The organism is Nostoc sp., from assembly GCF_036917435.1.
Classification (GTDB): Bacteria; Cyanobacteriota; Cyanobacteriia; order Cyanobacteriales; family Nostocaceae; genus Nostoc.
The window spans coordinates 143,960-170,954 of sequence record NZ_JBALDM010000022.1 but is presented as its reverse complement, the minus strand read 5'-3'; the positions used below and the strand labels follow the sequence as shown (position 1 = coordinate 170,954).

Sequence of the window (26,995 nt, the reverse complement as noted above, 5' to 3'; positions counted from 1 at the left end):
GATGACAACTCCGCTATCTTGCCGCAATTACATCGATGGTAAATGGTTGAGTGCTGTAGGGGAAGCAAGTTTAGAAAGTCGCAACCCTGCTGACAAAACCGAAGTGGTTGCCACATTCCCTCGTTCCCAACTTAATGATGTAGATACAGCAGTAGCCGCAGCCCGTAAAGCCTACCGCAGTTGGCGCATAGTTCCAGCACCAGCTAGGGCAGAATATATCTTTCGCGTCGGGGAAATATTACTCCAGCATAAAGAAGAACTTGCCCAGTTAATCAGTCGAGAAATGGGTAAACCCCTGACAGAAGCTAGGGGAGATGTGCAAGAAGGTATTGACTGTGCCTTTTACACTGCTGGCGAAGGACGGCGACTATTTGGGCAAACCACACCATCGGAAATGTCTAATAAATTCGCCATGACTGTGCGGATGCCTATAGGAGTTTGTGCCTTAATTACTCCCTGGAATTTCCCTGTGGCAATTCCTTGCTGGAAAGCGATGCCAGCATTGGTGTGTGGCAATACAGTCATCCTCAAACCTGCTGAAGATACCTCCGCTTGTGCAACTAAATTGATTGAAATTTTCCAACAAGCTGGTTTACCACCAGGAGTAATTAACTTGGTGCATGGTGTCGGAGAAGAAGCGGGGAAAGCTTTAGTTGAACATCCCAATGTAGATTTAGTATCGTTTACTGGTTCTTCAGAAACGGGGGCTTTTGTCGGCGCTACTTGTGGACGCACTCACAAACGTGTCTGTCTGGAAATGGGTGGTAAAAATGCCCAAGTGGTGATGGAAGATGCTGATTTGGAACTTGCTTTAGATGGTGCAGTCTGGGGAGCATTTGGCACAACTGGTCAACGATGTACGGCTACCAGTCGCCTGATTTTGCATCGTGATATTAAAGAAAAATTTACCACCATGCTTTATGAGCGTACCAGTAAGTTGCGCTTGGGTGCTGGTAATGACCCTAATACAGATATTGGCCCGATTGTCAATGAAAAGCAACTCCAACAGGTGAGCAAGTATTTGGATATCGCCCGTGAGGAAGGAGCAAAGGTTTTAATTGGTGGAGAAATTGCTAGTGAAGGCGAATTGAAAAAGGGTTACTTCTTTCAACCAACTATTTTGGATGGTGTAACTCCCGATATGCGAGTTGCCCGTGAAGAGATATTTGGGCCAGTGGTGGCATTAATTGAAGTTAATTCTTTTGAGGAAGCGATCGCAATTCTCAACGATAGCAATTACGGTCTTTCTTCTTCAGTTTACACCCGCGATATCAATCGGGCTTTTACTGCCATGCGCGACATCGAAGCAGGTATCACTTATATTAACGGCCCTACTATTGGCGCAGAAGTACATTTGCCCTTTGGTGGTGTGAAACAAACCGGTAACGGACACCGAGAAGCTGGAACTACTGCTTTGGATGTTTTCACTGAATGGAAAAGCGTTTATGTTGATTTTTCTGGAAGTTTGCAACGCGCTCAGATAGATAACCGTAGTTAGTTTTGTAGTACAGCGATTTTCAGTTGAGTAGACTATATAAAAAGACCTAACCCCCAGCCCCTTCCCTACGAGGGAAGGGGAGTAAGAGTTTTAGAAGAGAGAATCTAAATAACACGCATTCCAATGCGAAATTTGTAGTATCCCCTTGACATCATGGAGAATTCATACTACAAATGTAGTATGAAAAGAAAGACGACAACAAAAGGCAAAACTAAAAGCTCTCAGAAGCTTGACAATTGCATAGATGCGACTTTTGGGGCCGCGATTGGTGTTCGACTGCTCCGAAGCCAACAAACGGACGGTTGCAGGATTCGGGTTCAATTCCCGACGGCTCCACCAAACTTGACTGCGGTTGAAGTTGTGTAGACGCTTCCTTAGCAATTATACAAACTTGGGTCTGTAGCTCTAACGGTAGAGTTCCCAGATTTCACTTGTGCCCTGACAGAAAAAGCTTACATACTTGCTCAATGGTAGAGCGATCGTATATGAACGATAAGTGCAGGTTCAATTCCTGCGGTGTTACCACAGCTTTTTCAACTTGCATGAGGTGTGAGTGTAACTCTCACAGGGAGGGTATCGGTTCAATCCCGATCAGATCCATTTATATCAATTCGTAATTAAAAAAGAGGTGATTGCAATGGTTCATATTCGATTTGAAGGACGTTCTGTTGATGTCCCAAAAACCCAATTGGGAATTGCAGCAGGGATGAATGATGTGGCGGTGAAAGAGCGTGTCGCTCGACATTTAGATGTGAATAGCGATCGCCTTTCTGCTTACGTAATCGATCGCCGTCCTAGTGGTGATTTGATCGTCCGCCCTGAAGCTGTCTATGGTTAAATTTTATTCCGCGCCCTAACTTGTGAAGTCTACACACTCTCCGGCAACGGAATGCAGGTTCAATTCCTGCCGCTCCCGCTAATGGGAGCGTAGCCAAATTGGTATAGGCAATTGTGAAAAATGCTTTGCTAACTTGTGCGGAATTTCAATTATTTGAATTGTATTTATCTATAACCTTTACTCAATACAGAGGTGAGTTCAATGATGTTAGCTAACTCATGTTTAATAACAACTCAATTAGAACAACTGAATTTAAACAACGTGAGATATGAGCGAACATCGTTTGAGCGAGATTGTGATTGAACGTCCTCGTGGTGGGAGGAGAATTAGCCTCAAAAAGATTACTGGCTTTAAGAAGCAATTATACAAAATCACCCAGGATGCAATTCAGGATGGATTGTTGAATCCTTACCTGATTAAACCAATAAATAAATCCAAGTATCTTTCGGATCATCTCGGCCCTCTGCGGCGGTTTTTGCGATCGCAAGTCGGACAGCCTTGGAATGAAGTTTACAGCCAACTGTGTCAACGATTAGATCCCAACACAATGGCAGGACAGCATGTTATCGATCATGTGTGGGACTACGTTGAACGCCATGTGGAAATAATTGATGGTGGCTTTTATAGCAAGCCTTACCAAGGGTATCGAAATCAGCTAAATACAAACCACCGCGATCGCTTCTATATCCATCCTGAAACCGGAATTCTTTGTGCAGTCGAGAAAATATCTCGAAAGCAGAAGCAAAAACCGGAACAAACTGATATTCTCATCATTGATAATTATCATGAATACCAGAAGCTAAATGAGATTTGGTATTTAATTACCTTTGAAGATTTGCCATTGCCACCCACTCATTATGTGACGGATGCTGTCAAAGGTATAATTCATCGTTCTGTGGCATATACAGGTCGAATGATTTACGCTGTTAGTAAAAAACAGTGTAACAAGAAAGAAATTCGATTTATTTTAAATCAACTTTCTAAAACCTAAAACTTTCACTTCGTGCCCTAACTGAAAAAGCTTACATACTAGCCGAATGGTAAGGCACTTGACTTAAGATCAAGCAACTACGGGTTCAAATCCCGTGTGTGAAACAACAGCTTTTTCGACTTGCATGAAGTGATTTTATTTCATTTAAATATGGAGGTGAGAACGATGAAAAAGATTAATTCTTTCAACATCGAGCCTGAAGATTTCGACGATTTCTGCTTTTGAAGTATCGAGCAAACGTCGTCGTGGCTTCCCATCTGAAAAAGCTGTTAAACGTGGCCATCGCCTTGTTCATGGCGACAAGGAACTACAAGAAAAGCTTGGTAACAATGACCTTTGTCTTTGTGGTTCTGGTCGCTGCTTTCAAGAAGTGCTGTCGCAATAGTGGCAGATATGATGGCAGCTTACGCAGCTACTACTTTTAGGGAGTAGAGGAATCCGGTTTGATTTCTGAAAATATACGTAGCGTAACGCATCAAACCCTAATAGTGCGTTACGAACTCCGTTCTAACACACTCTACAATATCTAATTTCGTTCAAATCACATCAAAACTGGCAGTTGTTGCCGCGCCCCGATCGCAGAAGCTTACATAATTTTGCAAAAGTTATACACAATGCTTCTACAACTTGCGCGGTGACTTTATCGCCCCGCGTGCAACATCTGCCTCCTTCAATTTTGGATTTTAGATTGCAATCCAAAATCTAAAATCCAAAATCCAAAATTCCTAAAGGAGGTTCCCATGAATATTGCAGAACGCGATCTGCGTTTAGAAATGCTCAATAGTTTGCTCACAACTCCTCACCGCAAACTTGAGCAAGTCGCAGAAATTCACCAGTTAATTGTTGAACTCGATCCCCTTTTCTACGGACATCTAGCTGTCTGGTATCAGCATCATGGCGATGTCCGCGACCATAAAGAAGTATTCTTAGCTCATTTACTAACCAGCAATTTGATTGAACACCGTGATGCTGGATTTATGATGCTGCAAGAGTTTCCGCCTTATCAGGTGGCTCGTGTGGTGGATTTCATGAAGCAGCAGCAAAATAAGCTGCCCCGTTCGGCTCGGACTGCGGTACGGCGTTACTTGAAGGTACGGGAGAGCAATCCGGCTCAGTTCGATCGCGCCGCTTTGCGAGGTCGTAAGGCAATGAAGCACTTATATGCTTCACTGCACATCAAGCCAAATGAACGGGCAAATGCGATTCTATTTGGCGATACTCCTCCAGAGGGTTCCTTGGCAAATGTCCTGAAGCAGCTTGCTAAGGCTGAAAATGCCGCAGAACAGGCACGGCTGATTGTGGAGTTCAAAATTCCCTATACGATCGCAGTTGGTGCAATCAAGCAACTCACACCAGTTGTCTTGGTGGCGTTAATCAACAGCATGACTCCTCAAGAAGCGATCAATAACCTCAAGTCTCTCCAGACTAGAGGTGCAATGGATCACCCAGAAGTCAAAAAGCTGATTGATTCTAAGCTGGAGGCAGCGTCTAAGAGTACCCGTGTCTCAGCATTTAAAGCACAGGTTGCCGCAGACGCAGGAGATTTTGACGCAGACACGGTTGCTCAATTGGAAAAGGTGACAAACGAACAGGTAAAGCGGCGTGGTGCGATCGCTCGTCCAACTGCTTTATTGGTAGACAAGTCTGGTTCAATGGAAAATGCGATTGCGATCGGTAAGCAACTCGCTGCCCTAATCTCTGGTATCACTAAGGCAGAACTGTTTGTTTACGCCTTTGACACCATTCCTTACACTATTACGGCAAAGGGCAAGGAGTTGACCGACTGGGAGCGTGCCTTCCAGCACATCAACGCAGGTGGTGGTACTAGCATTGGCTGTGCTTTGGAAGCAATGCGGAAGAAGAAGCAGGTGGTTGACCAGATTATCATAGTGACGGACGAGGGCGAAAATGCTGCTCCTTACTTCGGTGAAGTCTACAAGACTTACTGCCGGGAGTTGGCGATAATGCCCAATGTGGTGATTGTCCGTGTGGGTGGCCATTACGACTGGGTGGAGAGTCAATTGAAGCAGCAGCAAGCACCTGTAGATACGTTTACTTTTGCGGGTGACTACTACAGCTTGCCGAATCTCGTCCCACTTCTAACGCGCCCCTCTCGTCTGGATTTGCTGATGGAGATTTTGGATATGCCGTTGCCTGTGCGAGATGATAAGTAGATTGCAACTTGGTGAGGTACAGATCATCGTAGGGGCACAACATGTTGTGCCCCTACCCGTGTACTTCATTTACCCACAATACGCTGTAAGTAAGTTCTAAAGGATGGCAATGTTTATTATTACAAAACTTTTCTGCGAGTATTTTACAAAGGTTGTCATCTTCTGCCATCTAAAAGATTAGGCTTGATTTTCTTCATTAGAGTCCCTCTAGTAACCATTAAAACCAAGATACCCGACTTCTTAAAAGAAGTCGGGTGTCTGAACCCTAGCTCAACAAAATTTTAGCTTAAGTCTTTGACTTTAATAATTGTATAGCTTTAAATCCTTCTATTGTTTGAGCTAAAAATATCATGGGAATAGCCAAGCCAAACGGTTTACCTGTTTGAATCAAATTGTAAATACCAGCTAAAACATTTAGCGACATTAATCCTACTGCAATACCTAGTGCAATTGTCGATTTACGTTGGACAAAGAAACCTAAAACTAGATGGAGTAAACCAAAAAATAAACATACTATCCCAAATATTAGATAATCAGGCAATCGATTGCCAGCAATGAAGATTATTATGCTGAAAAATATACTCAAAACTCCAATGGCATAAACTGCACGATAAGCAGATGCTAACTTTTTTCGTGAATCGGATATTTGTTGTATTTCGCTAGTCATATTTTTTGTGTTCTTCGTTTTGTCTGAGGCAATTATGTAAGAAAGCTAGGAAATTTAGAAATCAGGTAGAGCTTTTTTCTGCCAAGTATGAGAAATTTTTTTGTATTGACTTTCTAATTCATTATTTACACAATCCAGAGTCCGGGCTTTTTCCTCTAACTCGCCTATTTGTTTCGCAAAACTGACAGCAAACCCTAATAGAAATAATGAAAATACTCCCCCGAAACCTTGATAAAAAATATAAGCTATACAACTAGCCAATGCACAAAATAACAAAACAATTTGAGTTAGCACTATATACATATCAATACGCACCAAATTTTTATAAGCTTCTAGCGATTTTTCATTAGCAATTGCTGTATTTTCTTGTAAAAATCCTTCAAGTTTAGTTTTGAGATAGAAAGATAATGCAATCGATAATAGGCTTAGTCCGATATATGCAAAACGCAAAAACATTGTTTTATCCCTTGGAGATAATTGTCTAAATTGCTGCTAAAAATTAAGGCTATATTTTTTATATACCTAGATTTACAAAAGATTCTATGTAATTATGCTTAAACAGGGATAAGTTATGACTAACATATTTAAGCTAATCAACCAAATAGCGATCGCAGAAGCACAGTTACATACCACCCAATTCCTTGCACCCTGCGTTAAAGGTGGACGAGTTCGCACACGAGTAGCCGGGATGGTTTACACCTTCACGCCAAAGCCTAGTAAATTTCAAGGTTGGGGCATCTTTCAGGCTGTGGATGAGAAGACAGCAACGCTTGTAGAAGAAGCAGACTTACCCCAAATTACCGAATACCTGCAACACTTTCCCCAAATACGGCTGCGGTTAGCACACCAACTACAAAAACAAACCTGGTTAGCATACCCCGTGAATGAAGCAGATATGCGTCAACGGTTGAAAGTAGTTAAACCGCTCGCAGTCCACTTAGTTACCGAGGGTATCGCTTTTGAGCAAATCATTGCCCGATGGAATGGACAGTCTTGCTGGTTTGAGGAAGTAGATCGCCGTACCGATCCGGTAATTGTTGAAACTCTGCAATCTGCCGTCAAACAACTTATTCCGGCTGAAGAATTACAGTTTAAAGGCATTACTCCAGAAATCCGTACAGTGTATGAATTAGCAACTCGGCGCATTGAGGGATTTACTCAACCCCAACAGGATGAAAAGCGACTGAGAAAGGCATTGCAGATGGGCGGCGGTACCTTAAATCAATTCCACGATCGCAGCGATTACTGGACAGTCGATTGGACAACTGCTGATGGTGTTCGCCATAGTAGTGCGATCGCTAAAACTGATTTAACTGTTGTTAGTTCTGGCATTTGCCTAAGTGGACGCGATCGCGATTTTGACTTGCAATCCTTAGTGGCTGTGATGGAACAACAAGAGTAGTGAGAACAATGAGTATCTTTTTTCACGAACAGCTTTACCGCACCAATGCTGTAATGACAAAGCTAAAAAACCATCCTGTAACCATTTGTGGTGCTGGAGCATTGGGAGCTAATATTGCAGAAAACTTAGCTCGGTCTGGTTTTGATAAACTTACAGTCATAGATTGCGATCGCATTGAGGAACGTAACTTATCGACTCAGCCTTACTACCGTTCTGATGTGGGAGCGTTCAAGGCGAAGATTTTGGCGAACAATTTATATCGAGCAATTGGTACTAAAGTTGATGCTAAAACAAAGGAGTTAACACCAGCAAATACAACTCAACTACTCAAAGACAGCCAGTTAATTGTCGATGTATTTGACAATAGTGTAGCGCGTCAAGCAGTAAAAGATTATGCTGACCAATTAAGCATACCTTGTCTTCACGCTGGGCTATCGGCTGATTATGCAGAAGTGATTTGGAATGACGTTTATCGGGTTCCTTCCGAAGTGAATGATGATGTTTGTGATTATCCGTTGGCGCGAAACCTGGTGATGTTAACTGTTGCTGTGGCGTGTGAGGCGATCGTTTCATTCATTGCCACAGCAGAACAGCGTAATTTTAGTATTACCCAAAAAGATTTGACTATTCAATCTCTGTTTTTGTAGATTGTGTAGACGCTCTTAGCCGCTTGTTGCAAATACTTTTTCGCTAATAATTATCGCCGATATTCGTCGCCACAATCGCCGATTAGCTGATACAAATCTCGTGATTGGCGAGATACGGCAATGATGCGATCGCGATCGTCATCATCTAAACTAAAACTAAATACTTTGGTGTTATCTTCTATATGTTCAGATACACCAAGTTTAGCACCAACTATCACACCACCGACTGTTGGCTGATCTAAAATGTAACGAACTGCTACGTTGGCGATACTCACTTTATGCTTATTAGCAATTTCCTTCAAGATAGCTAGTAACTCTTGAAATAATCGCCAACCACCCCAAGCATCGATTGTATTTTTATATTTTTTCAAACTGGCTGTAGAGAGATCAAATCCTCCCGGTTCCGGTTTGCCCAAATAGTTTTCTGATAACAAACCACCGCACAGTGTACCGTAAGTAAAAAGTTTAATGTCATGCTCTTGACAAAACTGTACCATATTAACTTCGGGACGGCGGTCAACCAGAGAAAATTGCACTTGGTTAGAAACAATTTTGATCCCTGCTTCAGTAATAATCTTCAGGTTTTCTGTGTCAAAATTAGTTAAACCTAGATGCTTAATTTTACCCTCAGTCTGAAGCTCTGCCATATATTTAAGGGCATCCAGGTAATTTTTATCCTGATATTCCCACCAGTGGAATTGCATCAAATCTAACGATTGAACATTCATTCTTCTCAGAGAAATATCAATGTTTTCCTCAACCAGTTTTTTTGTCATTTTGCCTGGACGAGGAACCCATTTTGTAAAAGCTTGCACCTGAGATAAAGCATCTTTCCCACGAGTATCAATTAGTTGACAGCGAAACTCACCAATAAAGTCTTCTGCCGGGCCATAATGGTCTGCTAAATCCCAAGTGGTAAAGCCTGCATCTACATATTTGAACATAGTCTCAATGGCGGCTGTGGGATTTATCTGTCCGTGTGCGCCGGAAACTTGCCACATACCATTTAAGATACGGCAGATATTTAAATCAGGAGTGAATTGGAGACGGCTAGCTGTGGGTAAGTTCATTTTCAAGTTTAGGAGTGAGAAGAGTTAATAATTAGTGAGTTGACAAGTAGATTTTTGCAGCCTTTTAACTTTTCTACTTTATTATGAATGATTTAGGACTGCTAGAGTTAATAACTGCTAATTTTTTAACTCCCAACTCCTCTACAGACAAAGATTTTTCGCGTCTCCTAATTTTCTAAGGCCAGCCTTTTTCAGCTTGTTCGAGAACGTAAGCAGCAACCTCTTTAATTTGCTGTTCAGTTAGACGCTCTTTGTAGGCTGACATATTATTTTTACCATTGGTTACTATAGATGTAACTGCATCTATTGAATCCATACCATACTTTTTCAAAGCTTGCTTTTTGAGATTTTTACCTCGCCTGACGATGTTGCTACCATTGATATGACAACCAGCACATTGAACACTAAATATTTGTTCACCATTAACTGTATCTACTGCACTGGCAGGCAAAGTAAAAGTACCGAGTGATAACACAAACGTTACTAATATTAATACGAGTATTTTTTTCACTTAACTTATCCTGATTGTGAGATAGTGGGTATAGGTATATGTCACAAGCAATCTTATAGAGATTCAAAGTCAGTTAGAAATCCAGCAAGATTTGCACACTCTTCTTGAAAGGTTTCTGCATCGCTAACATCCTCAATTTTATAGGACATGATGCGTGTACCATCTGGCATTTTTTTGGAACCAATTAATTCACCTTTGTACTTCTGGGCGATCGCTTTAAAATCAATACCATGAAGCTTCCAGGCATCAGCCGAACAAGTAATATTTACTCGCCACATATTTCCGTCTCAATTACTACCACTAAATATTCATCATCTCACAAATAGGTAACACCTCCTTAAATATCACCTCTCTAGGGTTGGAGTTTTCTATCTAAAGGAAGTACCGAGCCTAATTTAGCTACGCCATAATGTACATGTAAGAACATTTCTAGAAACTTTTATCCCAATTAGTTAAATTCCAAGAGTTGAAAATGCCTAACAATATCAAAGAACAAATTCAAGCAGACTTGCAACAAGCAAAAGAAACCGGACAATTAAGAACTGAGCGGATTCGAGAAATTGTCAAATCGGCAGTTTCTCAAGTAGGTTCTGAGTTTAAACAAGGTTCTAGCGAACTTCGTAACCTTGTTAGAGAAGCTGTTTCTGCTGTAATTGAAAACTTCCAAGAAAAAGGTAGCGAACTCAAGGATGAAGTGACAGCTTCTATTGAAGGGGCGCTGGAAGGAATTAATAGCAAAAGACACGAAAGCATTGCTAAAACTCAAACAGATATTAAGCGGCTACAGGCTCAACTGGATGGCGAAGAAGACGAACTCCAGCAAGAGGTTGATGTAATTTTGGCAGAGATTGAAGAGACGGGTAAGGAAAAACCAGCTAGTACCAAAACTGCCATTGATTCTGCTATCAATTCCATTAAAGATAGTGAAGAAGCAGCATTGTTAAAGAAACGTTACGCGCAACTGCAAGCGCAGCTAGCGATTGTTCGTGCTAACTTAGCTGCACGCTATGGCGGACGCTCTATGGAAGTTCAAGATTATCTAGACGAGGCTAAACACTGGTACGATAAAGCCCGTCCCCAAGCCGAGTCTATGGTTGTGCAGGTAGAAGAGAAGCGATCGCAGCTAGAAGATAAACTAGGAGAAGCTGGTACATCTCTGGCGAGAAAAGAGCGTCAAATCAAACAAACATTGCGAGAATTACTCTTAACAGCAGCTGATTTGTTCAAAGATAAGGAACCTGCTAAGAAAGAACGGGAAACTCTTCACAAATAGACCAGATTGTTTCTTCACAAAACCCTCATACATATTTTTTCGTAGTGGACTGTCTAGGCTAAAATGTTGCAATATATTTTTGAGAAAATTGAGATAAATCAATGTTTTCTGCTTTTTCTTAATGTACACATTTAGCCTAGACAGTCCAGTAGGGTGCGTTAGCCAAAGGCTAACGCACCTTGTTTCAAGTTCAACTAGGTTGAAGTTCGTGTGCTGAACGCGGAACCTTTAAATACATTTGAAAACCCCGTAATTACTCTCAGACTCGCTGCAGTCTGCTGTAACACCTCTTACCCAACGCTAATTACTTAGAAGCTGGCGTGTTGTCTAATAGCGGCATAGTGTCTTGCTGTTGTGTTCATCTCAATGACCAACTCTGTGCCTTGATCTAGTTGAGAATTACACTTAAGTTTACCTTGATATTTTTCAACTATAATTTCCCGACTAATTGATAGTCCCAATCCCTTACCTTTCCCTACTGGTTTGGTGGTAAAAAATGGTTCAAATATCTGTCTTTGGATGTGGGGAAGTATGCCTTTACCATTGTCAGAAATGTGAATGATAACTCTGTGTTTTTTTTCTACTGGTTTGTCATTTACCCAAAGTTCATTACTGTTTACTAATGACAAATGACTTTTAGCGATTTCCGTATGAATAAAAATTTTGGGAGTAAAGGAATAATCATGTTTCATCCTTTCTTCTAAAGCATCAATGGCATTAGTTAAGATGTTCATGAATACCTGATTTAAATCACCAGAGTAACACTCGATTAAGGGCAATTCACCAAAGTTTTTAATTACTTTAATCCCGGCTCTATCTGGCTTTTCTTTCAAACGATGCTGCAAAATTCTCAGAACACTATCAAGTCCTTCATGCAGGTCAACCTTTTTCATTTGACCTTCGTCAGAGGTTGAAAAATTCCGCAAGGCGAAAACAATTTCTTTAACGCGCTCAGATCCGGCTCGCATTGACCACAGCAATTTTAAAAAGTCTGTCTTCAAGTAATCAAGGTCGAGGCGTTGCAGATGTAAGGCTATAACTGGTGTTGGTGTGGGATAGCAATGTTGGTAAAGTTCAACGATTTTGATTAAATCTTCAGCGTATTGACTCACAGGATGGAGATTGCCGTATATAAAGCTAACGGGGTTGTTAATTTCGTTAGCCATATCCACCACCAGTTGACCGAGGTTAGCCATTTTCTGGTTCTGCAATAACTGCCTTTGGGTATATTTGAGTTCTTTGAGGGTAGTTTCTAATTGCTGTGATTTTTCGCTAAGTTGGTCTTCAGTAGACTGGCGTTGAGCAATTTCCCTTTGGAGTTGTTCAAATTGTTGGTATTGTTGAGTAGCGTAGGCGCAGCCCGTCGTAGACATCGCCTTCTCGTGACTAATATCTTTGTGCGTCCCTGCCATCCGCAGTGGTTTACCAGATTCATCCCACTGAAATACTTTGCCACAAGCCAAAATCCACTTCCATTCGCCGGATTTAGTCAACATTCGCAATTCGACTTCAAACACAGGCGTGAAGCCTTGGAGATAATCGTGCAACACCTTGTGAATTCTTGGTAAATCTTGTGGATGTACAAGTCGCTCAAAGGATTTATGCTCATGATCTATTTCGTCTACTCCATAGCCCAGAATGCCCTTCCACTGGGGATCGTAATAGGTTTTATTCGTTATGAGATTCCAATCCCACAACCCCAAGCCACTGGCTATTAATGCCATTTGTAAGGCGGCTTGTGAGCATTGACAAGGATCTAAATTTCCTTGAGATAAGTCTTTTGATTCTGGGAAACTCTCGGAATCTTGCACTAAAAATGTAGCTTCCGGTTCATGGGTAGCGGGTTTTTCGATATGCATAGCTGCTGGTAAGGTGAGGAAGATATCCTGTAGTTCTCTCTCTACGCTGTCTTAGCACCCTGACGATCGATCCGATTATGGATATAATCGTCTACTTGGTTAATTGGGCTGTAAGTTCGGTCAGAGATATATCAGCCCAGATCATCAATTTGGATGGAATTTAGAAAAAGGTAAACGGATGAATGTAACCTCTGTTGCGATCGCTGCGGCCATTTTTTAGAAAAAATAGCTACATTGTGTGCATCTACATTCTAAGATATGTCTAAAAAAAGTAGTTCAAATCACATATAATCACTTGAAACTCGAAAATTTTTGTAAAAAAAATTCTCTGATTTTAGTCACGTTTATTTAGAAAGCGATCGCAGTTATATTTTAGTTGCGATGATCTCAAGCGACTACGCGTCTATGCACTCGATGATTTTAAATCAGGTGCAGATATTAAGCGAAGAAGACAAAGTTCTCTTCGTGTTCTTCTCAAGGAGTTTCTGAGGATGCCTCTGGGCAAGATTTTGTAGGAGCCTTTAATTGGTCTAAAGTATTTATTAACGAATCATCTCCTACCATTGGGTATCTGTTTTGGGTATTTACAACATGGTCAAAAACTTTCAGATCCTCAAGAACCTCTGATGCAGACTGATATCGCTGTTTGAAGTCATCCAGCACCATTTTACTGAGAATCTTAGCTAGAGAGTGGTTTAATTGAGAGCGTAGTTTACCGCCGTAGGCATCGCTCCATTTTATCTCTCCATCAGCATCTCTATCTAACTCACGAGGGGCTACACCAGTTAAGGCTTTAATCCCAATCATACCCACTGCATAGATATCACTACTGTAGAGAGGACGGCCAAAACATTGTTCGTTTGGCGTGTAACCCTGAGTCCCAATACCAATGGTAAAGGGGGTTTGCTCTTGAATATCAAGCTGTTTGGTACTGACTTCTTTGACGGCTCCAAAGTCAATCAATACTAGTTTTCCGTCTGAGTGTCGTCGGATAATATTACTGGGCTTAATATCCCGGTGAATCACATTGTTTTTATGAACAAATGTTAATGTTTGCAATAAATCTCTGACAATTTTGATCGTGGCAATTTCATCAATTGTTCTACCTGATGGCAATTCCTGATTTAAAGTATGACCAATTATCTGTTCTTGCACTAGATAAAATTCTTCATCTTCTTCAAAATACGCCAAAAGTTGAGGGATTTGATCGTGTATTCCCAATTTTTCTAGGGTTTGCGCCTCTGAGTGAAATAAACGTCTGGCAAGTTGCAAGGCTTCTGGTTTGGTGCTGGCTGGTTTTAGTTGCTTGAGAACACATGGGGGATTCCCAGGACGTTGAGTATCTTCAGCAACATAAGTTTCACTGAATCCACCGGAACCAAGGACTTTGACAATTTTGTAACGTTGAGCCAGGATTTTCCCTGATAAGGCTAAATCTCGTTGCTGGATTAGGTCTTGCAAGTCATCTTGTTGACTAATAATCTCTTGAACGATAGGAGAAGTTTTATATTTTTGAAAAATGTCTACTAATTGGCGTTTTCTGATACTTTCTCTTACTAATGAAGTTCCCAGGTAGGAAAATCCGATCGTCGCGATCGCAATCATTGGTACTATGGTAGGGAAAATTAACCCACCATAGACAAATAACCCATAGCTAATTCCTACCCAAGTGCTAGACAGGGCAAGGCTATATAGAAGTTTATTGATACTACGTTTGCGTTTGCTAACCACCAAGGCTGCACTGCCAACTAGAATTAGCACAAACAAACCCTGCAATGGTGGTGTGTTCATTCCTGGGGCGATGGCTTTTCCTGACATCAAAGTTGCGATCGCATTGGCGTGAATTTCTACGCCCGACATGGGTTTAGTGCTATTGCTAGCAGCGACTGGATAATAATCATTATTTAACTTATCTGTTGCACCAATTAGCACTATCTTGTCTTTGAAGACCTTTCCCTGCTGCAAATAGGTGTTCCAGTTTTCCGGATCGAGTACGTGCCAAAAGGGTATTTGCTCAAATGTACCCGCAGAACCCCAAAAATAAATGCGATCGCCCTTCGGTCGCGGATAATTTACTTGTGCTGTCCTGAGTGCTGCTTCATCAAAGGAGGGTAGCTTCTCCATCAAATTATCTTCAGCCAATGACTTAGAATACTCACTTGCCAATCGATGAACTTTACCATCCACCTCTAAGGGAAAATTTACTGAGCCAATGGAAACTGACCCGCTACGAAACATCTCTTGTGGGTCTGTCAGTTGCGTAAAGTACCCTTGGCGAACCTGCGAATTTTCGTAGACGGCTGCTAAGGTAACTTTACTGCCATATTTTTGCAATACTGTTTGTAATTGGCGATCGTCAGTAACTCCATAACTGCTTGGCGTGTCAAATAGTACATCTACCGCTACAGAGCGGACACCTGCTTTGATTAATTTTGTAATTATCTGGGCATAAGCAGCACGTTTATAAGGATAAGATTTCAGTGTTTCTAGGTAGGCATACTGTTTCGGATTTGTTTTATAGTACTGTTCGGGAACCGATATCGACTGATCGTCTATTGCTAAAATTATGATGTCTTCTGGAGGCATAATCGGCCCACGCAGTTGAAAAAAGCCGGAAAGCGCCTTATTTTCCATCAATTGAACCGATTCCCCACCAGAAGCACTCAGCACTGCTGCGCCCATTACCCAAGCCCCAGCGAGGAGATGACCTAAGCGAATCATCCACCGAGAATGGCGAGTTGATGCTGTCGAGGTTACTTTTGTCGGTTTACTTGACAGTTTATTGGCAGCAGAGAGATAGTTTTTAGTTAAGGTAGATGTAGGTTCGTCTGCCATATCGTGTTAATGATTGATTTAAGTCCAACACTTTTATTTATTCAGACCACGTTTTAGTGTAAGCACATTGAAATAAGAATTAAATGATAATCTTATACATTTGTAAAGTATCTTCTATTCATCAACAAACTTTTATTGGCAGAGCTAGCCCCCAAGAGATTCCTACTCAGGTACCGCTTAACTTATTCTTTTTCTGTTAAATGAGTTACAACTGGTGATTGTCTCACAGATCAGAGCCGGATCTACTTCGCCTCTGCAATTGGTTGTGGCGATATTTTACCCTAACCTAAGCAACAGCTATGCTCTTAACTGGGTGTTTTACCACAAGCTGTCCCAAGGTAGTCTTCTGTCTTTGGCGCACTATTGGTACTCCCCACAAAGCATGTCCTGATACTGAAAGCTTTACCTTTAGATAGGCATCAACTTATATCCTACCCGAAGCTTACTTATGCTATACCTCTTTAGGAGTAAACTTTAGTGTTATACAGCTATGAATGCTGTTATTGGTTAAATTTTATTGGTAGATTTTGATTCAGATGGTAGCTCTTGCAGTGGTGGAGGTGAATAAGGTTTAGCACCCAGGATCTCAACTCCAATGTTGCATCAGTTTTTATGCCTTGAAAGAGGTAGGATAAAAGCTATATGATGAAGAGCTACTTTATAGATATTAGCAAACTTGCTATTTGAAAATTGCTATAATCTATTGTTCCATCTAAATTCATTTATATTATTAGGTGTAAATTTCTATGGGTTCTCCAATGAATCGTCTGTCTATTTTTGTAGACGGAAACAATATGTTCTATGCTCAACAAAAAAATGGGTGGTTTTTTGACCCTCGGCGAGTCTTAGAATACTTTAAACATGAGCAATCAGAAACAACATTAATTAATGCATTCTGGTACACTGGCTTAAAAGACCCACAGGATCAACGGGGTTTTAGAGATGCTTTAATTAGTCTAGGATATACAGTCAGAACTAAAATTCTTAAAGAATATTATGATGATACATCCGGTCGTTACTCGCAAAAAGCGAATTTAGATATTGAAATTGTCGTAGATATGTTTAATACAGTAGACCAGTATGACCGAGTAGTATTATTCAGTGGCGATGGAGATTTTGAAAGAGCAATTGAACTATTACGCTCAAAAAATACACATATAACAGTAGTATCAACAGAAGGAATGATTGCTAGAGAACTACGGAATGCTACTGATAGATATATAGATTTAAATGATATCAGAGATCAAATAGAAAAAACTGAAGGTTAGTATCCTTAGCAATTATTTACAAAGGTAAGAGTAAAAGAAAAACTAAGGTTGAAGATATATTAAGACGCAAGTAAAAATTAAACAACAAACCGCAAATGACAAACAAAACAGATCGAATCATAATTTTTGATACTACACTGCGAGATGGAGAGCAGTGTCCGGGAGCGACTCTGAATATAGATGAAAAACTAGTTATTGCCAAGCAACTAGCACGTCTGGGTGTAGATATAATTGAGGCGGGCTTTGCCTTTGCCAGTCCCGGAGATTTTCAAGCAGTCAGCAAGATTGCCGAAGTTGTGGGGACAGAAAATGGCCCGGTAATTTGCAGTTTGGCAAGAGCAATTAAAGGAGATATTGAAGCAGCCGCAGAAGCATTAAAACCAGCAGTTAACGCCAGAATTCACACATTTATTTCGACTTCTGATATTCATTTAGAATATCAGTTACGCAAGTCACGGGCAGAAGTGTTAGCGATCGCCGAAGAAATGGTCGCTTATGCCAAATCCTTCATGACAGATATCGAATTTTCGCCGATGGATGCGGCCCGTACCGATCCAGAATTTCTTTACCAAGTATTAGAACGAGCGATCGCAGCTGGTGCAACAACAGTTAACATTCCCGATACAGTTGGTTACACCACCCCAAGCGAATTTGGGGCAATAATTAAAGGCATTATCGAAAATGTCCCCAACATCGACCAAGCGATTATTTCCGTTCACGGCCACAATGATTTAGGCTTGGCAGTTGCTAACTTCTTAGAAGCCGTAAAAAATGGCGCACGGCAATTAGAATGTACCATCAATGGCATCGGCGAACGCGCCGGCAATGCCTCCCTAGAAGAATTGGTGATGGCGCTACACGTGCGGCGGCAATATTTTAACCCTTATCTCGGCAGACCAGAAGAATCTCAAGAATCCCTGACAAATATCGACACCCGACAAATTTACAAAACCTCACGCTTAGTTTCCAATTTGACGGGGATGTTAGTACAACCAAATAAAGCGATCGTTGGGGCTAATGCCTTTGCCCATGAGTCTGGAATTCACCAAGATGGTGTGTTAAAAAACAAACTGACTTATGAGATTATGGATGCCCAATTGATTGGCTTGTCAGACAATCAAATCGTTTTGGGCAAACATTCCGGCAGAAATGCTTTCCGCACCCGATTAAAAGAATTGGGCTTTGAACTATCTGATACAGAGTTGAATAAAGCCTTCGTTAGATTCAAAGAAGTAGCAGATAAAAAGAAAGATATTTCTGATTGGGATTTGGAAGCGATCGTTAACGATGAAATCCAACAAGCGCCCGATTTGTTCCGGGTAGAGTTGGTGCAAATTTCCTGTGGTAGCAACGCCAAACCCACCGCTACAGTCACCCTCCGCACTCCAGACGGTGAAGAATTAACCGATGCTGCGATCGGTACTGGGCCAGTAGATGCAGTTTACAAAGCCATCAACCGCGTGGTGAATGTACCCAACGAGTTGATTGAGTTTTCTGTACAATCAGTCACAGCCGGGATTGATGCCATTGGAGAAGTGACAATTCGTTTACGTTATGAATCTAAAGTATTTTCTGGTCATGCAGCGAACACAGATATTATCGTGGCATCAGCGCAAGCTTATGTAAATGCGCTAAATAGACTGTATTCTGCATTGCAAACTCAAGAAAAACTAGAGCAAGTATCTGCACAGAAAGTCTGAGTTCCTATCAGTAAAACTGCCTTTAATAAAAGCACCGTACCTTGTTTTTAGCATCAGCTAAAAAACTCCTTTCTACCAAAGCATTGGGTTTTCTGAAGGTAATGTAATGGAATTAAATTTGATTTAAGTACAGTAATTTTTTGCTTTGTAGTGATGTGTAATCAACTTACACTACGCAACACTGATACCATTTCCTTAAAATCTTGAGACATACAGCGTATTGCGGGTAAATGAAGTACACGGGTAGGGGCACAACATGTTGTGCCCCTACGATGATCTGTACCTCACGCCTGTTGCAATATGCTGTATACAGGACTTACGCAGAAATACACGTAGTAGGGGCAATTCATGAATTGCCCCTATTTATTCTTTACATAAACTAAATTTATAATTACTTTAAGTAATTACACTTAAACTTTATTATTATTCCATAAAAAATAATTAATACTCTAAGGAGGATCACATTAGTTTTAATCTTAGAAAGAAAAATATGAAGGCTACATTACGTCACATTTTAAAGCTCAAAAAAGAGTACAGCCACCTGCCATTTTTTAATTTTTTACGGGATGAGACTTTATCAGCTCGTCAGCGCCTAGAATTTTATCCCTGCATGTCTCCTTTTATCATGAGTTTTGGTGATTTAAATCGTTACGTCATGCGCGAAAAGACAACCTCAGATCCATATCAGGCTATGGTGAACGAACACTCTTATGAGGACGATCATCACTGGCCATGGTATTTGGAAGACTTTATCAAATTAGGCTTTGATAGCCAAAAAATCTCACCCACTGAGTATTTAGAGTTTTTCTACAGCGATCGCACTGTGGTGAATCGCCTGTTGTCACACAAGCTGGCTCATTTGATTTATAGCTCATCAAGTATTGTGCGTTTAGCCATTATCGAAGCCATTGAAGAAACTGGCAACGTATTGTTTGAACTGATTGGAAAACTGGCACAAGAAATTGAAGAAGAAATGGGTATCCAATTGCGCTACTGTGGGGAATTCCATTTTAATAAAGAATCTGGTCATGCTATGACAAACGATCATGCCGCGATCGCAAAGATAGAAATGGATGACCAAACAACTGCCGAGGCGATTGAAAAAGTCAATTTGGTGTTTGCTTGGTTTACAGAATGGACGGAAGAATTACTAGCCTATGCCAAGGACAACCTAAATCATCCCTATGAGCCAGTTTCACAAAGAATTAGTATGATTTCAGTCGATCAAAACAGAATTCAGGAGTCAGAATTCAGCAGTCAGAATTTAGGAGTCAGAATTTAGGAGCGATGCCCTGAGCTTGTCGTAGGCGTAGCCTCTCGCAGAGAAGGATTAGACATCAAGACGCTGCGCTTATCCGTCAGTTAGGAGCCAAAATTCAGTTCTGTAGCTTGTTTGCCTGAAAGGGTATTGTAGCACCTGACTCCTGAATTCTGTTTGTTAGGGACTTCCAAATAAAAAAATACTCAACTATTTCCTGTGGGGTGGGGATCTTGCCCGCCCTCTTTAACTGGGCGGGCAAGATGCCCACCCCACAAGAGTTTTATGTTATTTGATTATTCAATTTAGATGATTTTCAGCTTATTTACCTGAAAACAGCTGTAAAAATGAAAAACTCCATCCCCTTGTGGGTGGAGTTTTTGGGCATGGGGAATGGGGAAGAGTCTTTCATGCTCAATGCCCAATGCCCCAAGTGGCGGGGTGGCTATCCCTCTACAGACACTTGGGGATGGAGTTTCCCGCCGCTTTTAATAAATAGTCTGATTGCAAATTGCAAACTCACGCTAAAAATAGTAGTTATTGCTACACACGATCGCAAAAAACGCGGATAACATTAGAAAAATCTCACCCTAATAGGCAAGGTGAGGCAAAGCTGTTTATCTTCATGTCCAAAAATAGCCCATAAGAGTGAAAAATAGCTTGACAAAAGTCTGATAATATGCGTTAGTTGTTAGCTAAAAGCAAAGGAGTTTGCAATGCATCGACAAATGTGCTGGTTATCTAAGTCTGGTGGCGACGGAGAGAAAATTTTGTATTTACAGACAGAACCCAATCAGCCTTGGCGACCCTACACTGCTTTTGGACATCTCACAGTCCCAGATTATCAAATACCAGGTGGTTCTAAAGGTTGGGCAACTTATCAAAAACTTATCAAAGCAGGTTGGACACTAGTACCTAGCGCACGGGCAAATGAGTTTGGTACTAGTAGCTACGCAGAATCAACAACCCAAAATCAATAGTCTATTGGGAATTGGGAATTGGGCATTGGGAATTGGGCATTGGGCATTGGGCATGGGTTATTTTCTTCATCTCCCTCATCTCGGATTTTTACAAACCTCTGGGGGAACCTTCACCGCGAGGATCTGCCGCGCCTTCTAGAGTTCCATCGGATGTAACAGCGATCGCGTTACCGTTGCCCCAAGGAGTAGTTTCCTTAATTTTATGCCCCCGACGGCGTAAGTCTTGCATAGTGAGAGCATCCAAACCCCAGGAGTCTACACGCAACTCATCGGGAAGCCACTGATGATGTATGCGTGGAACAGAAACAGCTGCGCCAACATCCATGTTGTATTCCAGCACATTTAGGATGACTTGCAAAACCTGGGTGATGATAGTGCTACCACCGGGGGCACCGGCTGCCATCCGAAAATGACCATTTTCTGTGACAATTGTGGGAGTCATGCTGGATAAGGGAGTCTTACGGGGTGCAATGCTGTTGGCATCGTTACCAACTAAACCAAAGGCATTAGGGACTCCTGGCGCAGCAGCAAAATCATCCATCTCATTGTTGAGGACAATTCCAGTGCCTGGTGTTACCACACCAGCACCAAAACTCAGGTTAATTGTAAAAGTCAGACTTACAGCGTTGCGTTCTTCATCCACAACAGTAAGATGAGTTGTTTCAGGAGATTCATGGCGCGTCGCGTGCATTTTTTGAGACTGATGAGATAACGGAATGGTATTTTCTTCTAAACTTTGATTGTCAGCTTGACTAAAACGTTGTAATGTCTTTCTATCTACTGGCTTGACCTCGGTCGAAGGTCTAGCCATTTGCATATTAATTTCTTGGCGGCGTTGTTTGGCGTAAGCTGGACTGAGCAGTTCTTGTACAGGAACTTTAACAAAATCAGGATCGCCTAAATATTCTGAGCGATCGCTGTAAGCAATCTTCATTGCCTCTACCATTAAGTGGATAGCGTCTGGATGGTGCCATCCTAAAGATTTTAAATCAGTGTCACCGATAATATTTAAAATCTGTAATAGGTGAACCCCTCCCGATGATGGGGGTGGCATTGAGCAGATTTTAGCTTGACGAAAATTCCCACAAACGGGAGTCCGCCAGATTGGTTTGTAGGCTTTCAGGTCTTCGAGAGTAATTAAACCACCATTTTTTACCATATCAGAAGCGATCGCTCCAGCTATACTTCCGGTGTAAAAAGTTTGGGGATTTTGGGCAATTGCTGTTAATGTGCGTGCCAAATCACTTTGCACCAGCTTTTCCCCTGGTTTATAAAATTCGCCGTTGTGCGTGAAAATTTCCCGCAGTGCTGGATTTTTAATCAGTGCTTGCTTGTAGGATTGGTTTGTTTGCAGAGAACGCCAGGTTGCAACATCGCCCAGAATAAAGCCATCTTTAGCCAGTGCGATCGCAGGTTTCATCACCTCTTGCCAAGAAAGCTTACCATAGCGACGATGCACTTCATAAAGCCCTGCCACTGTTCCTGGTGTCGCCACTGCTAAATAACCATTAATACTTGCATTAGGACGCACCTTTCCTTGTGCGTCTAAATACATATTTCTTGTCGCTTTCAGGGGTGCGCGTTCGCGGAAATCTAGCGCTTTCATCTCGCCAGTTTTCTCAGAGTGCATCAGCAAAAATCCGCCGCCGCCGATTCCGGCTGAAAAAGGTTCAACTACAGAGATTGCAAAAGTTGTGGCTACAGCTGCATCTACTGCATTACCACCTTTGCGTAACATTAAAACTCCCGCCTCACTTGCTAAAGGATTGGCTGAAACCACCATTCCCTTTTTGCTGCGTAGGGGTAAAGTTATGGCGGCTGATGCTACTTGAGCGTAAAGTAAGAGACTGAAAGATAAGATTGCGATCGCTACGCCTAACCCAGGCATCACAATTTGCTTTGATTTAGTAACAGTAAGCATTTTTATGTCATTTTGTTTGACATTTATTAGCCTACCGTTAAGGTGTGCATTTAATACCCTTACACCTTCTGCATATTTCTACTAATGGGGTCAAAACCTCTAGAAAACCGGGTGCTTTCATCGTAGTAAGCACCAGTCAAATTCGCTCCATACAATTTGGCATAATTGAGTTTAGCTCCCCGAAGATTTGCTTCATTCAGTTTGACACCGCTCAAATTCGCTCTGGTCAAATTTGCTTTAGCTAAGTTAGTTCTACTCAAATCTGCTCCCCAGAGTTTAGCTTTAGCTAGGTTAGCTCCACTCAAGTCAGAACCCCATAAATTGATTCCAGGCAAATAGACTCCAATTAGCCTGTTTCTACTCAAATTTACGGCTGGGAAATATCTTTCTCCTGCCGCAAAACGCCTTTTTAATTCCTCTGTATTCACGATCGCTACCCAACAATAATCAAATTTCTATCTCTAATATCGATTCTATATGAGGGTGCATAAAGCTGTAGAATTAGTAATAAAGAATATTCTTTTTCAAAGAATCTCTTAATATTCCAATATTCTGAATATTAAGGCTTAATCCTCCTTAACCTTCGTGAAAAGGAGAGGATTAGATCAAGCCTCTAATATCACATTTACTTAAGTGGAATAACTTCAAACTCGAAAGTACCGATTAAACGATCATCAATATAGACCTCTATTCTATACTTCCCAACTGGATCGCCAGGAGCGATCGTCCAAAAATTCTCAATTACACCATCTGGAGCCGGTTGTGTGCGCCGTGTTATTGATGTAGTACCGTCTGCTGATATTGAGAAGTCTTCACCGTTATCTGTACCCCAAGTTTCTGGAGGTTTTGGTAAATGCAAGACTTCGCGCCATTTCACCTCACCTTGATAGTCTTTAAGTTTAATCCGCCATCCATAGACGTTTCCCTGTTGAAGCGGCACTCTTATTGTGCGTAAAATTCTAACGTTACCTTCGGAGTCAATTCTCTTTAGACCGAACTCGGAGTTGCTAACAGTAATATTTTTCAGACTTGTTGGTGTAGGAAATGATGCGGCATTTTGTGCTACACCAGAAGTACCGGCGATTACTTCAGAAGATATAACCCCAAATATTAGGCAAGAAGAAGCTAGCACAGCAATAGTAGCCCAAGTTCTCATTAGTATGATTTTCCTGTCAGACGTTTGGTATTTATTCCAGTAATCTGACATATTTTCCGGGTCAAAGATACTTATGGTTAGAAAAAGATGGTTGGAAAAAGACGAAATTATTTTTACAAATGGTTTTCCTGAATACTAGTGTTGGCGATCGCTAGTTAAGCTAATATTTAAGTCTCAACAAAAATTAAAAGCATAAACTGCAAAAAGCTCACTTACATTCCGAAAACTAATTCGGTTTTTGCATTACTATTTTGCTTACTTCATAAGTTTTTTCACTGGTGTGATAACTTCTACGCCATTTTTCGAGATGCTCTATAGATATTGATTTAGATGTGACGTTTACACTACTTCCTCGCCAAGCAACTTCTGCATCTGTGGTGAAAACCCCACATTCTAATTGATCTAGCCTCATATTCCAATATTCACTAAATCGACCTTTTAAAGTTATAACTTGCTCAAATACCTTGTTTCTGTGTTTATTTCTTCTTTTCCTTTCTGTCGCTCCTGTTGCTTCTGTATCAATAAACTTAGTTTCAATTAAAAACAAGCTCCCTTTAAAAGTCTGGTAGACAAAATCACACTTCCCTAAATCTGTATAATCTGAAATTGGAGATTTTTCAAATAACAGCAATTCGGCGCATGATGGAAACAAATCTTTAATATTCAGAAATAAATAAGCTTGTAATAGAAGTTCCTTATCATAAGGAAATAGGATCACACCTTCAAAGAACTTTTGAATGTCATCATGAGTTTGGGGTTGAATTCTTTTACAGTATGAAACAAATTTATGTAGCTCGTTAACGATCATCAAGTTCTAACTCCTTCCCCCGGTCGCAGCCTTAAGGCTATTAGCATAAAAATATACCATCTACTCAATGAAATCATCATCCGCGTAAGTAACTAAAAAAACCTTTTAAATCCTGAACACTTAAGCCATTTTACTGATGACAGTTCAGTAAAACTAATTTTGAAGCTGCTTTTCAGTATTGGCGGATTTTTAACTTCTAGTGTCAGATACCAGTCAACGATTTGATATGAGCAGGAAAACTGGCATTTTGCAAAGCTTGAACAGTTATTCTTGAATCTTGTACGCAAAATTGCCAACCCAAGCGAACAAGTTTCCGAGACTTTTCTGTTTGGATAATTCCGATTACTGGCATTTTGGCCTTTTCTTTGTCTACTGAGTGGTCTTGCAAAATTGTTTTCAAGTGATGTAGTTTATCCATATCACCTGCTTGCTGGGGATTTAACTCCACCATTACCATTTGTACTGTTTCTACTGGTTCTGCATCTTCAAGAATAAATTGAGTTTGCTCGTCGCGTCGATCTACTTTTCCCCAAATAATCAATCTAGTATCAACCACGAGTATGGAACTAATCCGTTCATAAGTTTTAGGAAAAACTACAGCTTCCGATTGTGTAGTTAGGTCTTCTATTTGCAAAATTGCCATTTGATCGCCTTTTTTAGTAACCACCTTTTTCACGATATTCAACATGACAATTGCACAAAGCCTTGTTTCTTCCCTTTGATCTCCCAGTTGCGAAAGGTTAATCGGTGTCAAAAGTGGTGCTATTTGCCGTAAAGATTTCAACGGATGATCCGATACATAAAAGCCTAATAATTCTTTCTCCTTCTGCAACTTTTCCTGTGCGGTAAAATCCATCACAGGTTTAGATTTAGGAGCAGTTTCAAAGGCGTTAGTTGCTCTTTTATTCTGAGCGGAAGAAAATCCATCGCCTAATAAATCAAAGAGATTTCCTTGACCACTAGCTCGATCTTTAGCGCGAGATTGTGCCCAATCGTACACTAATTCTGAGTCGTTAATTAACTGTTGGCGGTTGGATTCAATTTTGTCAAAGGCTCCACAGTAAATTAGCGATTCCAGAGTGCGGCGGTTAACAGCACGTAAGTCCGCGCGATCGCAAAAATCAGCGAGAGATTTAAACTCTCCTGTCTCATTTCTCGCCTCTAAAATACAAGCGATCGCATTCTGTCCCACGTTCCGCACTGCCGAAAATCCAAACAGAATCTTTCCTGCTGTTGGTGTAAAATCAACGCCAGAACGATTAATATCTGGTGGATCTATGGTGATACCCATGTTTGTACAGTTAGTAATATATCTCTGTACCTTATCGGTATCGCCACTGTTAGCTGTTAACAGTGCCGCCATGTATTCCAATGGGTAATTAGCTTTTAAATATGCCGTCTGATAAGTTACATAACCATAGGCTGTCGAATGTGATTTATTGAAACAATTAGAAGCTATTAAGCCATTTTTGATACCAAAATTATGGTCATGTTCAACGCCAATGTCATAGACATTTTGTGTGCCTAAATACTTACGTGTGGCTATTTTTATCATCCTACTCTACCCTCGAAAAAATCTTTGTGATATTCATTAATTGATATAAACTGATATAAATTGTAGCGATAGTAATACCTGTAATATACAATTATATCATCCAGAGAACACTGCTATACTCCTACACAAAAGCAGCACAAGCAGCCAAAACATATCAAAGTTGTAGTCAACCATTAGATAAACAGTTAATAGCAATATAACTGCTGTTTTTAAAGTTTATAAGTAGGTAGTGGTAATTAAATATTAAGATCAAACTTCACCCTCAATCCCTCTCCTTAGTAAAGAGAGGGAAGCCAGAGGCAGGGTGAGGTTTTATATTTAATTTGACCCACTTACTTAAACATATTCCAATACATCTTAAATCTCCTTAATTCGGATGTTTAGGGATTAGGAAGCAGAGGAAAAGAAGGTAATTTTAATTCTGCCCCTGTCTCTTATGCCCAATGCCCAATTCCCAATGCCCAATGCCCAATGCCCAATGCCCAATTCCCAATGCCCAATGCCCAATGCCCAATGCCCAATGCCCAATTCCCAATTCCCAATACGTCAGTTACTATCGTTGAAAAGTAACTCCGTATAAGAGG

25 protein-coding genes, 2 tRNA genes and 1 other RNA gene are annotated in these 26,995 nt (G+C 41.0%); 16 read left to right on the top strand and 12 right to left on the bottom strand.

The annotated features are described in order from the left end of the window. The first annotated feature begins 1 nt into the window (after position 1). The 7 genes from V7K98_RS09325 to V7K98_RS09295 all read left to right on the top strand — a co-directional run bounded on the left by V7K98_RS09325 (position 2) and on the right by V7K98_RS09295 (position 5,501). Positions 2-1,498 (top strand): aldehyde dehydrogenase family protein, encoded by a 1,497-nt coding sequence (locus V7K98_RS09325; protein ID WP_335020984.1) that lies wholly within the window; start codon positions 2-4, stop codon positions 1,496-1,498. 255 nt (positions 1,499-1,753) lie between these two features. Beyond that, positions 1,754-1,837, top strand: a transfer-messenger RNA (tmRNA) gene (gene ssrA, locus V7K98_RS09320). 116 nt (positions 1,838-1,953) lie between these two features. Continuing rightward, a tRNA-OTHER gene (locus tag V7K98_RS09315) sits at positions 1,954-2,023 on the top strand. A gap of 112 nt (positions 2,024-2,135) precedes the next feature. Next, complete coding sequence (locus tag V7K98_RS09310; RefSeq protein ID WP_012407952.1) at positions 2,136-2,336, top strand: hypothetical protein; 201 nt, start codon at positions 2,136-2,138, stop codon at positions 2,334-2,336. A 268-nt stretch (positions 2,337-2,604) separates the two neighbouring features. Then, entirely contained in the window at positions 2,605-3,327 is a 723-nt protein-coding gene (locus V7K98_RS09305; protein ID WP_335020982.1) for a hypothetical protein, read from the top strand. A 31-nt stretch (positions 3,328-3,358) separates the two neighbouring features. Further along, positions 3,359-3,431, top strand: a tRNA-Leu gene (locus V7K98_RS09300). 636 nt (positions 3,432-4,067) lie between these two features. Continuing rightward, positions 4,068-5,501 carry a vWA domain-containing protein gene (locus V7K98_RS09295; RefSeq protein ID WP_335020980.1) on the top strand — a complete coding sequence of 478 codons (1,434 nt, stop codon included), beginning with the start codon at positions 4,068-4,070 and terminating at the stop codon, positions 5,499-5,501. A gap of 286 nt (positions 5,502-5,787) precedes the next feature. Here the strand turns inward: V7K98_RS09295 and V7K98_RS09290 are convergent, their stop codons facing one another. Further along, positions 5,788-6,168 (bottom strand): hypothetical protein, encoded by a 381-nt coding sequence (locus V7K98_RS09290; protein WP_335020978.1) that lies wholly within the window; start codon positions 6,166-6,168, stop codon positions 5,788-5,790. Between the two features lie 54 nt (positions 6,169-6,222). Continuing rightward, positions 6,223-6,624 carry a hypothetical protein gene (locus V7K98_RS09285; protein WP_335020976.1) on the bottom strand — a complete coding sequence of 134 codons (402 nt, stop codon included), beginning with the start codon at positions 6,622-6,624 and terminating at the stop codon, positions 6,223-6,225. A 115-nt stretch (positions 6,625-6,739) separates the two neighbouring features. Here V7K98_RS09285 and V7K98_RS09280 point away from each other — a divergent pair, with 115 nt between their 5' ends. Next, on the top strand, positions 6,740-7,570 hold the full coding sequence (locus tag V7K98_RS09280; RefSeq protein ID WP_335020974.1) for a hypothetical protein: 831 nt from the start codon (positions 6,740-6,742) through the stop codon (positions 7,568-7,570). A gap of 8 nt (positions 7,571-7,578) precedes the next feature. Further along, positions 7,579-8,217 (top strand): HesA/MoeB/ThiF family protein, encoded by a 639-nt coding sequence (locus tag V7K98_RS09275; protein WP_335020972.1) that lies wholly within the window; start codon positions 7,579-7,581, stop codon positions 8,215-8,217. Positions 8,218-8,267: 50 nt separating this feature from the next. On the opposite strand, the gene V7K98_RS09270 is transcribed toward V7K98_RS09275, so the two are convergent. The 3 genes from V7K98_RS09270 to V7K98_RS09260 all read right to left on the bottom strand — a co-directional run bounded on the left by V7K98_RS09270 (position 8,268) and on the right by V7K98_RS09260 (position 10,076). Beyond that, a complete protein-coding gene (locus V7K98_RS09270) occupies positions 8,268-9,287 on the bottom strand; it encodes an aldo/keto reductase (RefSeq protein WP_335020970.1) in 1,020 nt (339 codons plus the stop codon). A 175-nt stretch (positions 9,288-9,462) separates the two neighbouring features. Next, positions 9,463-9,798 (bottom strand): cytochrome c6 PetJ, encoded by a 336-nt coding sequence (gene petJ / locus V7K98_RS09265; protein ID WP_335020968.1) that lies wholly within the window; start codon positions 9,796-9,798, stop codon positions 9,463-9,465. Between the two features lie 53 nt (positions 9,799-9,851). Further along, positions 9,852-10,076 carry a hypothetical protein gene (locus tag V7K98_RS09260; protein ID WP_335020966.1) on the bottom strand — a complete coding sequence of 75 codons (225 nt, stop codon included), beginning with the start codon at positions 10,074-10,076 and terminating at the stop codon, positions 9,852-9,854. Positions 10,077-10,270: 194 nt separating this feature from the next. Here V7K98_RS09260 and V7K98_RS09255 point away from each other — a divergent pair, with 194 nt between their 5' ends. Then, positions 10,271-11,071 carry a histidine kinase gene (locus tag V7K98_RS09255; RefSeq protein WP_335020964.1) on the top strand — a complete coding sequence of 267 codons (801 nt, stop codon included), beginning with the start codon at positions 10,271-10,273 and terminating at the stop codon, positions 11,069-11,071. A gap of 308 nt (positions 11,072-11,379) precedes the next feature. Here the strand turns inward: V7K98_RS09255 and V7K98_RS09250 are convergent, their stop codons facing one another. Continuing rightward, a complete protein-coding gene (locus V7K98_RS09250; RefSeq protein ID WP_335020962.1) occupies positions 11,380-12,930 on the bottom strand; it encodes a PAS domain-containing sensor histidine kinase in 1,551 nt (516 codons plus the stop codon). Positions 12,931-13,404: 474 nt separating this feature from the next. Beyond that, a complete protein-coding gene (locus V7K98_RS09245) occupies positions 13,405-15,765 on the bottom strand; it encodes a CHASE2 domain-containing serine/threonine-protein kinase (RefSeq protein ID WP_335020960.1) in 2,361 nt (786 codons plus the stop codon). 746 nt (positions 15,766-16,511) lie between these two features. Here V7K98_RS09245 and V7K98_RS09240 point away from each other — a divergent pair. The 5 genes from V7K98_RS09240 (at position 16,512) to V7K98_RS09220 (ending at position 20,971) form a co-directional block, all read left to right on the top strand. Further along, complete coding sequence (locus V7K98_RS09240) at positions 16,512-17,033, top strand: LabA-like NYN domain-containing protein (RefSeq protein WP_041565194.1); 522 nt, start codon at positions 16,512-16,514, stop codon at positions 17,031-17,033. A gap of 95 nt (positions 17,034-17,128) precedes the next feature. Then, positions 17,129-18,733: a 2-isopropylmalate synthase gene (locus V7K98_RS09235; RefSeq protein WP_335020958.1), complete on the top strand. Its 1,605-nt coding sequence runs from the start codon at positions 17,129-17,131 to the stop codon at positions 18,731-18,733. 490 nt (positions 18,734-19,223) lie between these two features. Then, complete coding sequence (locus V7K98_RS09230) at positions 19,224-20,015, top strand: hypothetical protein (RefSeq protein WP_335020957.1); 792 nt, start codon at positions 19,224-19,226, stop codon at positions 20,013-20,015. Positions 20,016-20,338: 323 nt separating this feature from the next. Further along, positions 20,339-20,563 (top strand): hypothetical protein, encoded by a 225-nt coding sequence (locus tag V7K98_RS09225; protein ID WP_335020956.1) that lies wholly within the window; start codon positions 20,339-20,341, stop codon positions 20,561-20,563. A gap of 144 nt (positions 20,564-20,707) precedes the next feature. Next, on the top strand, positions 20,708-20,971 hold the full coding sequence (locus V7K98_RS09220) for a hypothetical protein (RefSeq protein WP_335020954.1): 264 nt from the start codon (positions 20,708-20,710) through the stop codon (positions 20,969-20,971). An 88-nt stretch (positions 20,972-21,059) separates the two neighbouring features. Here V7K98_RS09220 and ggt read toward each other — a convergent pair whose 3' ends face one another. The 5 genes from ggt to V7K98_RS09195 form a co-directional block, all read right to left on the bottom strand. Beyond that, complete coding sequence (ggt, locus tag V7K98_RS09215) at positions 21,060-22,892, bottom strand: gamma-glutamyltransferase (RefSeq protein ID WP_335020952.1); 1,833 nt, start codon at positions 22,890-22,892, stop codon at positions 21,060-21,062. A 59-nt stretch (positions 22,893-22,951) separates the two neighbouring features. Next, a complete protein-coding gene (locus V7K98_RS09210) occupies positions 22,952-23,320 on the bottom strand; it encodes a pentapeptide repeat-containing protein (protein ID WP_334856198.1) in 369 nt (122 codons plus the stop codon). Between the two features lie 197 nt (positions 23,321-23,517). Next, positions 23,518-24,048 (bottom strand): hypothetical protein, encoded by a 531-nt coding sequence (locus tag V7K98_RS09205; protein ID WP_335020950.1) that lies wholly within the window; start codon positions 24,046-24,048, stop codon positions 23,518-23,520. A 226-nt stretch (positions 24,049-24,274) separates the two neighbouring features. Further along, on the bottom strand, positions 24,275-24,856 hold the full coding sequence (locus V7K98_RS09200) for a hypothetical protein (RefSeq protein WP_335020948.1): 582 nt from the start codon (positions 24,854-24,856) through the stop codon (positions 24,275-24,277). Between the two features lie 202 nt (positions 24,857-25,058). Continuing rightward, positions 25,059-26,411, bottom strand: coding sequence for a helix-hairpin-helix domain-containing protein (locus V7K98_RS09195; RefSeq protein WP_335020946.1), 1,353 nt, complete (start codon positions 26,409-26,411; stop codon positions 25,059-25,061). A 436-nt stretch (positions 26,412-26,847) separates the two neighbouring features. On the opposite strand from V7K98_RS09195, the gene V7K98_RS09190 reads away from it, so the two are divergent. Beyond that, positions 26,848-26,991 (top strand): hypothetical protein, encoded by a 144-nt coding sequence (locus V7K98_RS09190; RefSeq protein ID WP_335020944.1) that lies wholly within the window; start codon positions 26,848-26,850, stop codon positions 26,989-26,991. Positions 26,992-26,995: the final 4 nt, after the last annotated feature.